10 protein-coding genes are annotated in these 12,503 nt (G+C 63.0%); 5 read left to right on the forward strand and 5 right to left on the reverse strand.

The features are described from left to right. Nucleotides 1-2 precede the first annotated feature (2 nt). Together thrA and EKO19_RS35175 are read right to left on the reverse strand one after the other, a co-directional pair. On the reverse strand, nt 3-2,486 hold the full coding sequence (gene thrA / locus EKO19_RS35170; protein WP_129782105.1) for a bifunctional aspartate kinase/homoserine dehydrogenase I: 2,484 nt from the start codon (nt 2,484-2,486) through the stop codon (nt 3-5). 265 nt (nt 2,487-2,751) lie between these two features. After that, a complete protein-coding gene (locus EKO19_RS35175; protein WP_129782106.1) occupies nt 2,752-4,065 on the reverse strand; it encodes an AAA family ATPase in 1,314 nt (437 codons plus the stop codon). Between the two features lie 163 nt (nt 4,066-4,228). Between EKO19_RS35175 and EKO19_RS35180 the strand changes: the two genes are divergently transcribed. Then, on the forward strand, nt 4,229-5,167 hold the full coding sequence (locus EKO19_RS35180) for a 2-hydroxyacid dehydrogenase (RefSeq protein WP_129782107.1): 939 nt from the start codon (nt 4,229-4,231) through the stop codon (nt 5,165-5,167). Here EKO19_RS35180 and EKO19_RS35185 read toward each other — a convergent pair whose 3' ends face one another. The 3 genes from EKO19_RS35185 to EKO19_RS35195 form a co-directional block, all read right to left on the reverse strand. Next, nucleotides 5,168-5,413: a hypothetical protein gene (locus tag EKO19_RS35185; protein ID WP_129782108.1), complete on the reverse strand. Its 246-nt coding sequence runs from the start codon at nt 5,411-5,413 to the stop codon at nt 5,168-5,170. It abuts the gene before it with no gap. A 155-nt stretch (nt 5,414-5,568) separates the two neighbouring features. Continuing rightward, on the reverse strand, nt 5,569-6,375 hold the full coding sequence (locus EKO19_RS35190; protein WP_129782109.1) for a metallophosphoesterase family protein: 807 nt from the start codon (nt 6,373-6,375) through the stop codon (nt 5,569-5,571). Continuing rightward, a complete protein-coding gene (locus tag EKO19_RS35195; protein WP_129782110.1) occupies nt 6,372-7,316 on the reverse strand; it encodes a diacylglycerol/lipid kinase family protein in 945 nt (314 codons plus the stop codon). The genes EKO19_RS35190 and EKO19_RS35195 overlap by 4 nt, the downstream gene beginning before the upstream one ends. A gap of 147 nt (nt 7,317-7,463) precedes the next feature. Here EKO19_RS35195 and ligD point away from each other — a divergent pair, with 147 nt between their 5' ends. The 4 genes from ligD (at nt 7,464) to EKO19_RS35215 (ending at nt 12,321) form a co-directional block, all read left to right on the forward strand. Then, nucleotides 7,464-10,193, forward strand: coding sequence for a DNA ligase D (ligD, locus tag EKO19_RS35200; protein WP_129782111.1), 2,730 nt, complete (start codon nt 7,464-7,466; stop codon nt 10,191-10,193). Between the two features lie 40 nt (nt 10,194-10,233). Then, nucleotides 10,234-11,106 carry a non-homologous end joining protein Ku gene (gene ku, locus EKO19_RS35205; RefSeq protein WP_129782112.1) on the forward strand — a complete coding sequence of 291 codons (873 nt, stop codon included), beginning with the start codon at nt 10,234-10,236 and terminating at the stop codon, nt 11,104-11,106. Between the two features lie 75 nt (nt 11,107-11,181). Continuing rightward, entirely contained in the window at nt 11,182-12,018 is an 837-nt protein-coding gene (locus EKO19_RS35210) for a tetratricopeptide repeat protein (RefSeq protein WP_129782113.1), read from the forward strand. Between the two features lie 90 nt (nt 12,019-12,108). Continuing rightward, entirely contained in the window at nt 12,109-12,321 is a 213-nt protein-coding gene (locus EKO19_RS35215) for a hypothetical protein (RefSeq protein ID WP_129782114.1), read from the forward strand. The last annotated feature ends 182 nt before the right edge of the window (nt 12,322-12,503 follow it).

Consider the following 12,503-nt stretch of genomic DNA (forward strand, 5'->3'; position numbering starts at 1 on the left):
GCTCAAAGCCGTGCTCCCAAATACGCGCACACGCGCAACAGATCGCCGAACACACCCCCCGCGGTCACTTCAGGACCGGCGCCAGGACCCTGCACCACCAGAGGATTCTGGTTGTAACGCGCGGTCAGGAAGCGCACCACGTTGTCGGTCAGATTGATGTTCGCGAAGGTGTGCGAACGCTCCAGCTCGACCAGGCCAACCGACGCCTTGCCGGTGGCCGCATCCAACGAGCCTACGTAACGCAGCACGCGGTCGCGGCTGCGTGCCGCCTTCAGACGCTCGGCCATCGGCGCGTCGAACTCGGGCAGACGATCCAGGAACTCCTGCGAGGAGCACTTCGTGAGCGCCGGCGGCACGAGGCCTTCGAGCTGCACGTCGCCCAGCTCCAGACGCAGCCCCATCTCGCGGCCGAGAATGATGAGCTTGCGCGCGAAGTCGAGACCAGACAGATCGTCGCGCGGATCCGGCTCCGTGTAACCCTTTGCCTTCGCCGTGCGCACGACGGATGAGAAGGGCTCGGAGCCGTCCCACACGTTGAACAGATACGCGAGCGTGCCGGAGAGAATGCCTTCGATCCGCCAGATCTGATCGCCGGTATCGCGCAGATCCCGCAGCGTCTGGATCACCGGCAGGCCGGCGCCGACGGTCGCTTCATACAAATAGTGAGCATTGCCCTGACGACGCGCCTCGTGCAGCCGCGCATACAGCTCGAGCTCCGAGCTGTTCGCCTTCTTGTTCGGCGTCACGATGTGGATGCCGCTTGCGAGCCACGCCGGATAACGCGCGGCAACTTCGGAGCTGGAAGAGCAATCGATGATGATGGCATGCGGCAAATGATGGGCGCGCACGTGCTCGGCGAAGCGCGTGAGATCCGCCTCCTCGCTCTTCGACTTGAACGCCTCGCGCCAGCCATTGAGCGGCACTTCCGCATCCGACAGATGCATCTGTTTGGAGCTCATGATGCCCCGCACGCGCAGATCCAGCTTCAGATCGCGCGACAGGCGCTCGACCTGCGAGGCCATCTGATCGAGCAGCACGCCACCCACGGTGCCCGGCCCAATCAGGCCGATCGAGACCGTGTGCGGCGAGAGATAGAAGCTAGAATGCACCGAGCGCAGCGCGCGCGATGAGTGCTTGCCATCGATGACCGCGGAAATGTTTCTCTCGGAGGCGCCCTGCGCGATCGCGCGCACGCTCACGCCCGCCGAGCCGAGCGCGCCGAATACCTTGGCGGCGACACCGTGCGAGCCGGCCATGCCATCGCCGACGACGGCGAGGATGCTGCAGCCCGTATCGACTTCGACGCTCTGAATCTGCCCTTCACGCAGCTCACGATCGAACGCCTGACGCACGACCGACTCCGCTCGCGCGGCCTCGGCCTCGGGGATCGCGAAGCAGATGGAATGTTCCGAGCTGCCCTGGGAGATCAGGATCACGGAGATGCCATGGTCACGCAGCGCGCCGAACAGGCGATGCGCGGTGCCCGGCACGCCGATCATGCCGGCGCCTTCCAGGTTGATCAGCGCGATCTTGTCGATGCAGGTGATGCCCTTCACCGCGATCTGAGAATTCGGCTTCTCGCAAATCAGCGAGCCGGCCTTCTCGGGGGCGAATGTGTTGCGGATCCAGATCGGGATGTTCTTGCTGACCGCCGGCGCCATGGTCTGCGGATGGATCACCTTGGCGCCGAAGTACGCCAGCTCCATCGCCTCGTTATAAGAGAGCGAGTCGATGACCTTGGCGTCGGGCACGAGGCGCGGATCGGCGGAGAGCACGCCGTCGACGTCGGTCCAGATGTGAATTTCTTCCGCGTTCAACAGCGCGCCGAAGATGGAACCGGAGAAGTCGCTGCCGTTGCGACCGAGGGTGGTCTGCAGACCGTTCGGGTCGCGGGCGACGAAGCCGGTGATGATCAGCGTCGCGGGATCGGCCGGCGTGATGCGGTCCATGTTCGCCTGCGAGACATCCCAGCGCACGGCGGGACCGAGCGGGCCCCACTCGACCGACACCACATCGCGCGCATCGACCCACTGCACCGAGCCGGGACGACGACCGCGATGACGCAGGTAGGCGCTGAACAGGCGCGTCGACCAGATCTCGCCGTAACCGGCGATCAGGTCGCGAACGGTTTGCGATGCCGAGCGGATCAGCTGCACGGTCTGCAGAATGCCGGCGATGTCGCGGCACTCCTGTTCGAGCTTGGCCATGTATTCGACGCGCGCGCCATCGGGCAGCAGCGTGTCGGCAATGACTTGATGCCGATGGCGCAGCTGTTCGATGCGCTCGGCCAGTGTTGTTTCCTGTTTCTCGGCGGCAATGACCAGATTCAGCAGCGCGTCTGTCACGCCGCGGCACGCCGAAAGAACCACGCCCAGTCGCGGATGCGGATCCTGTTCCAGGATCCGAGCCACGCGCTCCATGCAAACCGCATCGGCGACGCTCGAGCCGCCGAATTTATGTACGCGCCAGCGCTCCACTTGTCTCATCTCTTCTAGCTTGAGGATGCCAATCCCGCGCACGCACACCCTCCCGTCTGCCTGACCGGCACAGGATCAGTGGACTTCGAAGGGGCGGCGTATGGGAGGGCGACACTCTACTGACAGCAGAACAATGGCGCAAGCTGCCGTTTGGCCGGCATTTTTTGGCGTCAGGATAACCACTGAAGATCGCGCCGGGGGAGGCCGTAGTCCGGCAAGAGTCGCGCCTTTGCTGGACGTGTCGAAAGGGCCTCGGCCACTTTCGACCATTAAATCAGGTAGACGGGTCGGCGCGGCCGAAAGCCAGCAGCGTGGTGCCATCGTCCTCACCCGCGGCCGCCGGGAACCCTGGCCGCGCGAAGCACAGCGTCTCGCCTGGGTCGGGCTGCGCATTATTGGCTTGTTCGTTGACGTACATGACGCGGGCCGGGCCGACCTGAATGAGGTCGCGATGCCGCAGCGCCCGGCGCAGAATCCGCCGTGAATTGACCACCAGGCCGTTGGTGCTGCCCAGATCGAGCAGCAGGTCCCGGTTGCCATCGCGCACGATGAGCGCGTGATAGCGGCTGATGAACACCGAGTCGATGCGACAGTCGGCTTCCTCGCCGCGGCCCACCAGCACCCGGTCGGACTTCAACGGCACTTCGCGGTCCGGCTCACCCTGCATGGTGATGACCAGCTTGCCGGTGCTCACCGACGGAGCGAGCGATGCGACCTGCTCCAGCACCGTGTTCTCGGCGCGCAACCGGCGGCGGACCCAACCCAGGTCCTCGATGGCCTTATCGAGCGCCGAGGCCGTGACCTGCCCGGCTCCTTCCTCGCGCGCATGCACGAGCGCGCGCTGACACAGCTTATTGATGTTCGCGGGAATGCCGAGGCTGCAGGCGTGAATCTGAGGCAGCAGCGTGTACGGCATCAGCCCGTCGGGATTCGGCGCACCGGCAGCGCGCAGTCGATGCGCGACGTAGGCCGCCGTCTGGTCCTCGGAGAACGCGGCGAGCGAGAACCGGGAGACCGCGCCCGTCATCAGCTCCACCATGCGTGGGGACTCCAGCACCAGATTGAGCGAGGGTTGTCCCAACAACAGCATTTTCAGCACGCGCACGCCGTCATGCTCGATCGCCGCGAGACAGCGCAGCTCTTCGAGCACCGAGGGGTGCATGCTCTGCGCGTTTTCGACGATCAGCAGACACAACCGGCCGGTGCCGGCCTGGTGGGCCAGGAAGCGCTCGAGCAGGCGGCGACGATCCGTCTTGTCGTCATCGCCGAGTGAGAAACCGAACTGCCGCAGGATCTCCAGCAGGAATTCGCGCGGGCCGATGTGCTCGCGCTGGACCGTGGCGACGTTGACCCGCTCATCCAGATCCTTCAGCAAGCGCTTGATCAGCAGGCTCTTGCCGCAGCCGTTGTCGGCCGTGACCACGCCCAGGCGCGATTTGGTCCACAGCGAGTGGCCCATGAACTCCAGCGCCCGCAGGTGCTGGTCGCTCGGGAAGAAGAAGGTTTCGTCCGGGGTATCGACGAACGGCTCGGTCGCGAGACCGAATCCGGTGGAGATGGGCAATACGGCGACGTCGGATGCGGTCATGTATCGGGGCTAAAGTGTCCGTAACTCGCTGACTTAGTTAAAATTGGAGGCATGGCACGCATCCCTCGCGCCGGATCGGACAATAATCCCTGTGACGCTGCAGTACAAGCGATCCTACGGACCATGTATTGCAGAAGTGTGTTCAGCCCTGCCCAATACCCCCATGCGAATCGTCGTCGTTTACGGAAGTCACAAGGCGCAAGGCTGGCGTGACGCCCTCGGCGCGCAGTTGCGCGAGGCTCAGATCGATATCTGGCAGCCCGGATTCACCGAGCCTGCGGACTTCGCGGTCGGCTGGTCGCCGCCGCCGCGCTTCTTCATAGATCAGCCGAAGCTGCGCGCATTCTTCTCGACCGGCGCCGGTGTCGAGCATGTGCTGAACAATCCCAATCTCCCGGCCGAGCTGCCGATCATTCGGGTCGAGGATGCCGGCATGGGCGAGCAGATGGTCGACTACTGCCGGTTCGAGGTGCTGCGATGGATGCAGCGGCGAGACGAGTACGCCGCTCAACAGGCCGCCGGCGTCTGGAAGCCCTTGGATGAGTCGCATCGCGAGCAATGGCCGGTCGGCATCTTCGGGTTGGGCGTGCTCGGTCGTGAGGTGGCGAAGGCGTTCGCCGCGGACGGCTACCCGGTGAATGCCTTTACCCGCTCGAACACCACGCGCGATCCGAACGTGCGTTTGTTCTCCGCAGTGAATGGCGCGGATCAGTTCGCCGCGTTCATGCAGGCCACCCGTGTGCTCATGATTTTCGCGCCACTCACGCCTGCGACCCAGGACAAGTTCGATCGCCACACCCTGCGACTCCTGCCTCGGGGCGCCTATGTGATCAACGTGGCGCGCGGCGGACTCATCGTCGATGAGGGACTGCTCGAACTGCTGGACGACGGGCATCTAAATGGCGCCGCGCTGGACGTGTTTCGACAAGAGCCCCTGCCCGCTCAGCATCGCTACTGGACGCATCCGAAAGTCAGGATGACGCCGCATACCGCCGCCGTGACTCCGATGGGTCCGGCCGCAAAGCAGATGGCAGAGAAGCTGCGACGGTATGCGGCGAATCAGCCGGTCACGGGCCTCGTCGAGCGCGCCCGCGGTTATTGATCAAGTGTCGCCGCCGTCGGGAGGTTGCTGCTGATCATTCGCGTCATTCGCGTGCTGGATCGCAGCCACTTGATCGGGATTGGGCGGCAACACCGGCGCCGTGTTCTGTGGCTTGAACTTGTGATAGCCCACAGCACCCACGGGTGTGATCAACGCATGCGTGTTGCCGTAACTCACACAGCCGCTCATCGCGGCGGCGATGCCAACAATGCCCACGATACTCAACCATCGTACTTTCATCATCATGCGACCCTCGCGGGTGACCTGACTGCTAGTACAACGCATGAAGCTGACTCGGGGCTGACGTTCGCGGGCGTTTTTATGCTGAATCGTGGCTGAATTGTGGGCGACATCACCACGCGCGCTGTCTTCGTTGCCCCACAGGCGCGCAGAAGTTCCGTTCAGCGCGCGCCCCGATCCAAATTTAATCGCTCCACTTTTACACAATGGAACTTATTGCGGTCGGCGCTGTAATCCCAGCGTTCCGCGAGACAGGTCTGCGCATCCTCGCGCCTGATCAGATTCACTGAGTTGGGGTGTCGAGCGCGCACGCGTGTAGATACCGCCGTGCCCGCTTGCACCACCCAGCATCGTCGCTGCAGCTCGGGGTAATGCTCGTGCAGAGGCGCGACGTAGGGAAGATGAATGTGCCCGCCCATGATCACGTCCGCGCCCGCGTTCGACCACGCGGGGATCGCTTCGGCATGCCCGTGCAGCCGGTTGTGAATTTCGCTCCCCCGAATCACATGCACCGGTTGATGGGTGACCACGATTCGCAGCTGATGCGCAGTGGCGGTCGCGAGCCGTTTTGATACTCGAAGGATTTGCTCACGGGACACTTCGCCATCCTTATGCCGGGCAGGCCGCGTCGTGTTCACGGCGATCACCATGACTTCATCGCTCTGCCACTCGGGCTCCAGGTTCGTGCCGAACGCGCGCTCGAAGCCCGCGTACGGATGAAACATTCGCGCGGGAAGATTGAACAATGGAATGTCGTGGTTGCCGGGAATCGCGACGACGGCGGGCGGCGCCAGGCGTGATACGAAGTCACGCGCCGCCTCGAACTGTGCCCGCCTCGCCCGCTGAGTGATGTCGCCCGAGACCACCAGGACCGCTGGCCGAACCTCCTCCGAAAGACGCAACAGCGCCTCGACCACCGCCGGCTGCTCCGTGCCGAAGTGCGGATCGGAAATCTGCAGCAGGGTCATTCGTCAGCCGAGGGCGTCAGCAGCATCAGCGGATGATCCGCGACTCGAAACGTGAGCGGCGGTTTGCACCAGAAGATCTCACCATCCACGGCCACTTTGAGTTGCCGCTGCCGGCCATTCAACAGGCGCACCGTCATGCTCCGGAATGGGAAATCGCGGATGCGCTCATCGTCGCCGAGTCTGCCCAGCATGCCACGCACGCCCAGCCACACCAGCTGAGCGGTCCCCACCGGCTCGACGATCACGGCCGCGAGCCGATGACGCTGGATGTCTTTGGCTTCATCGAGGCCCACCTGCTCCAACTGCAGCGCGTTGTTGCCGACAAAGATGCTCGGCGTGAGCAGGTGCTCGCTGCCCTGCTCGTGCTCGACTTCGACCAGCAACTGCCGGTGCTCGCGTAACAGCGTCTTCAATCCGGCCCACATCGCGACCGAACGGTGCCGTCCGTACTGACGTTTGTAGACTTCCCGATCCTGGAGCAACTCCGGATACAGGCCCAGGCTGGCATTCACCAGGAACGCCCGATCGTTCACCAGCCCGACCTGCACGGGCTTGAGCCGGGCGGTGAGCAGCGCGCTGGTCGCCGCCGTGGCATCGAGCGGAATGTCGTGTGCCCGGCTCGAATAGTTGAAGGTGCCTTGCGGAATGATGCCCAACGGCCGCCTCGAGGGCAGCACCGCCTGCACGACCGCATTGATGGTGCCATCGCCGCCCGCCACCACGACCGCACCGTCACTGCGAACCGCCGCGTCCGCCGCCTGCTTCGCAACCCTGCTGAGCTCGCCTGGATTCTCGATCAGCATGAACTCGTGCGGCCGATGCGCGGCGCGCAGGATGGCCTCGATTTGTTGCCGGGCTTCGTGCGCGTCCTTGGAGCCCGAGCCTGCATTGCTGACGATGTGGAGCGGCGCGTCTGGGGCAAGATTGGGGGCGGCGGCCATGGGCGGTGAGGCAGTTGTTGCGGAAGATCGCCCCGGATCAATGCGCGATCCAGGCCCGAAGTTCACAGCGCTGCACGTTCTACGAGGCGAATGTCGGTCGTGGGCCTGCTTCCGCGTCTTCATCGAACAGGACAGAATCAGTGCAGCATGAAACGTTCCGCGGACAAGCCGCTCGAGAAGTACGGGCAGAAGCGCGCTTTTACCAAGACGCCCGAGCCCGCCCCCGCCGTGCCGACGAACCGGCAGGGCCCGCTGCTGTTCATCGTGCAGAAGCATGCGGCGCGTCGTCTGCACTACGATTTCCGGCTGGAGCTGGATGGCGTGCTGAAGTCCTGGGCCGTGCCCAAGGGGCCGTCGCTGCAGCCTGGCGAGCGACGCCTCGCGGTCGAGGTCGAGGATCATCCGTTCGACTATGCGTCGTTCGAAGGCGTCATTCCCGAGAAGAACTATGGCGCCGGCAACGTGATCGTCTGGGACTGTGGCGTGTACTCACCCGATGAAGGCAGCGAGTATTCGTTCGACGATCGTGCGCAGGCCGAAGAGCGCCTGCGCCGTGAATATAAACAAGGCAAGCTGAGCTTCTTCCTGCGCGGCATCAAGCTCAAAGGCTCGTTCGCACTGGTTCGCACCAGTACCGATCAGCAATGGCTGCTGATCAAACACAAGGATCGGTTCATTGGCGGCGACGATCTGCTCGCCCACAACACTTCGGTGCTCACCGGCGACACGCTGGATGATGTGGCCGGGAGCACCAATCGCGAGCGGTTGTCCGCCAAGGAGCTCGCGCCCTCGGGGCCGTTCGAGAAGCTGCCGAATGAAATCGAGCCCATGCTCGCCGAGCCCGGCGACAACCTGGCCTCCGACGATCGCTGGAGCTTCGAGCCGAAGCTGGATGGTTACCGCATCATCGCATTCATCGACGGTGAGTCGGTGCATCTGCAGTCACGCCGCGGTCAGGATTACACCGCGTTGTTTCCCGAGGTGGTCGCGGAACTGAAGGCTCAGTGCGTCGGCTCGATGATCCTGGACGGCGAGATCGTCGCACTCGACGCCGAGGGTCGCCCCTCCTTCAACGCCATCCAGAATCGCGCGCAGATCAAAGGCCCGAAGGAGCTGGCCGAGGCGCAGCGCCAGACCCCGGTCATCTTCATTTGTTTCGACCTGCTGCATTTCGCGGGCATGAATCTGCGTGGCTCGACCTACGAGCAGCGCCGACGCTATCTGTCCCAATGTTTGTTGCCCGGCAGGCATCTGCAACTCATCCACGCCTCCGACAATGGCGAGGAGCTGCACGAAGCCGCGCTCGCCGCGGGCTTCGAGGGTACGGTCGCCAAGCGCAAGGACAGTGCTTATCAAGCCGGCCGCCGCTCGCCGCATTGGTTGAAGTTCAAATCCTTCACGACCCATGAATTCGTCATCGGCGGCTTCACCGCCGGCAAAGGCCAGCGCCGCTCGCTCGGCGCCCTGCTCCTGGGCTTCTGGAACAAAGATCAGCTGCAGTACGTGGGACACGTCGGCTCGGGCTTCAACGACGCCTCGCTCGCAAGCGTCTACAAACAGGTGACGGCGCTCGCCACCAAGACCAATCCGTTCTCGACCCAACCGCCGTTGAATGGACCGGCGACCTGGATCGAGCCGAGGCTGGTGGCGGAAGTGAGTTTCGAAACCTGGACCGCAGAGGGTTACTTACGCGCGCCTGTGTTTCATCGGCTGCGCGATGACGTGGCAGTGGCCAGCGTCACGACGGGCCCGCCAAAGAAGAAAAAGACCAAAGCCAGGGCGACACCGCAGAACGACATCCAGCTGGTGCTCGAACAGCTCCAGAGCCCCTCGAACCGGCTCGATCTCGCCGTGCCTCACGGTAATGGCACGACGAAGATTCGTCTCACCAATCTGGATCGCGAATACTGGCCCGCCGATCCGGACACCAGATCAGCCGCGGTGACCAAGCGCGAATACCTGCGTTACCTCGCCGGCATCTCGCCCTATATGCTGCCGCATTTGCGCGACCGCCCGCTCACCCTGATCCGCATGCCCGAAGGCATCGGCGGCGAGCGATTTTTTCAGAAACATTGGGATCAGGAACGCCCCGAATTCGTCGAGGTCGTCACCACGTTCTCCGAGCATGTCGGTGGCGCGCACGACTACATCCTCGGACACAACCTCGCGACGCTGCTGTGGCTGGGACAGCTCGGCACGTTGGAATTCCATGTCTGGCACTCGCGCGCCAGGGTCGCCAGGGACTGCCTCAGCCAGAGCGATGACTACGCAACTTCGCTCGAATCCATGCAAGCCTCGGTGCTCAATTATCCCGACTATCTGGTGTTCGACATCGACCCCTACATCTATTCGGGGCTCGAAGCCAAAGGCGCGGAACCCGAATACAACAAGAAAGGATTTGCGATGGGCAAGCGCGTCGCGTTCTGGATCAATGACCTGCTCAAGGAGATGTCGTTGCGTGCGGTGGTGAAGACCTCCGGCAAGACCGGCCTGCACGTGTTCGTGCCCATCGAGCGCACCGTGACCTTCGATGGCGCCCGCGAGATTTGTGAAATGGTCGGACGACACATCCTGCAGCAGCATCCACGCGATGTGACGATGGAATGGGCCACCCAGAAACGCACCGGCAAAATTTTCATCGACTACAACATGAACGTGCGTGGTAAGACACTCAACGTGGCGTATTCGCCCCGGGGGGTAGCGGGGGCGCCGGTCTCGATGCCGCTCACCTGGGATGAACTGGAAGCCGCCGAGCCGGGCCACTTCACTTTGCGGAATGTGCTGTCGCGCTTGGAAAAAACCGGGGACCGGTGGCATGATGTTCTCTCGGCGAAACAGAGCCTTGCGAAAGCCTTCAGAAGTAAAGCCCGAAAGTGAGAATCGACCGAGGTTGAAGCCGGTCGAAAAGGTACCCCTCATGGCCATGCGCTCCATCGGTTCATTGACGATTTCGTTCGGTCTGGTCGCGATCCCGGTCAAGCTGTACACCGCGACCCAGACGGCGAATTCCATTTCCTTCAACCTGTTACACAAGGGTTGTGGCTCGCGGCTGAAACAGCAGTACGTCTGTCTCAAGGACGGCCAGACGGTCGAGCGCGACGACATGGTCAAGGGCTACGAGTTCGCCAAGGACCAGTACGTCCAGTTCTCGAACGAAGAAATCAAAGCGATGGAGGAAATCGGCACCCACTCCGTGGACATCGCCGAGTTCGTGCCCATCGAATCCATCGATCCGGTGTATTTCGACAAGACCTACTACCTCGCGCCCGACAAAGGCGGCGCGAAACCCTACGGCTTGTTGAACGAAGCGCTGAAGGACACCAAACGTTGTGCCGTCGCGCGCTGGGCCGCACGCGGCAAGTCCTATCTGGTGGCGCTCCGCCCTGTCGGCGATGTGCTCACGATGCAACAGTTGCACTTCGCGACCGAAGTGCGCGCTGCCACTGAAGTCGATGTGACCAAGCCCGACGTGAAAGCTCAGGAGCTGAAGCTCGCCAAACAATTGATCGAGCAGCAGACCACCGAGAAGTTCGATCCGACCGCGTACGTCGATGACGTGCGTGCCCGCGTCGAAGCGGCGATTCAGAAGAAGGTCGAGGGTCAGGAGATCTCCATTGCCGAAGGCCCGGTCGAGACGGGCGGCAAGGTCATCGATCTCATGGAAGCCCTGCGCGCCAGTCTCACCAAGACCGAAACCGCCAAGGCGAACGTCGCCAAGCTCGGACCACGGAAGGCGCCGAAGAGAGTCGAACAGGCGGAGAAGCCTGCGCGTAAGGCCAGCAAGCGCTGAGGGCTGAGGTGACGCGAACGGCCGGTCGTCCATGAGACGACCCCGTCGCAGTCATCGCCTTGGGCATGCTATCCCGTGCAGACATTCAGTCTCCAAGATGTAGAGCGGGTGCTGCGCCTGTCACCCAGCACCATTCGCGGCCTGATCAAAACCGGCTTCGTGCAGCCCGCGCGGGGCCCGAAGAGACAACTGCGCTTCTCCTTCCAGGACCTCATCGTGCTGCGTGCCGCCCGTGCGCTGCTCGAGGCGAAGATCTCCCGCCGTCGCATCAATCGCTCGCTCGAAGATCTGCGTCGTCACCTGCCGGAGCAAATGCCGCTCTCGGGCCTGAGCATCAGTGCCATCGGCGATCGGGTCGTGGTTCGCGACGGCAAGAACCATTTCCAGGTCGATGACGGTCAGTATGTGCTGGGGCTGGACGTGAGCGTCGAGAACGGCGTCATTCGCGTCGTCGAGCACAAGGAGCCTGCGCCCGAAGCACTGCCCGCCGAGACGGCCGATGATTGGTTCGACAAAGCGCTGCAACTCGAAGAAGCCGATGGTCGAGCCGCTCAGGCTGCGTACGAGCGAGCCGTGGAGCTCGAGCCGGATTACGTGGGCGCGTGGATCAACCTGGGCCGCCTGCTTCATGCGCGTCACGATGAGAAGAAGGCGGAGATCGTTTATCGCCGCGGCTTGCAGGAGTGCGGTGCCAATCCAGTGCTGATGTTCAATCTGGGCGTCGTGCTGGAAGACCTCGGCAAGATCGACGACGCCATCGAAGCGTATCAAGCCGCGATCAGTGAAGATCCAAACATGGCGGACGGACACTTCAACCTGGCGCGATTGTATGAAGCGCAAGGGAAGGAACAACACGCCATTCGTCACCTCGGGCAATACCGACGTCTGGTCAGCACTTCGGACAGTCGCTGACGTCCGAGCCGGTCTCGACGTATTGAGCTGCGTCGCTCAACGGACGAGACCGAGCGACTGCTGCGTGAGCATGGCGATCAACGCTTCCTGGTGCTGCTCGCCTCGCCGCGTTCAGCGCTGAGCGAACTGTTCCCGCATCTCGATCTGAGCCGGTTGCATGCCAAGCCACCGCGATCGGTCCAGCGTCTCACCGAGCTGCAGACGCTGGGCCTGCAACCGCTGACGCAGTGGTCAACGCCGGGCGGTCGGAAGTACGCGCGCTATGGTCGTGCGTCTACGGATGTCGAACCGTCCGCCGAATGAGTGCATGCAACTTACGTAGGTTGCTGGCCGACGTGACAATCCACGACCCCAGGCCAGCCGTTGAAACAAATCCTTCCCGGAACCTTCGCGCACGCTCACGCGTCACAGCATCGGAAGCAGATAAGTTATCGGTGGAATGAAGCTGAGCAACGGTGCTCTAACGCAGGAGCTGGCATCCGAGT

The sequence above is a fragment of the Peristeroidobacter soli genome (assembly GCF_004138485.1).
GTDB lineage: Bacteria > Pseudomonadota > Gammaproteobacteria > Steroidobacterales > Steroidobacteraceae > Steroidobacter > Steroidobacter soli.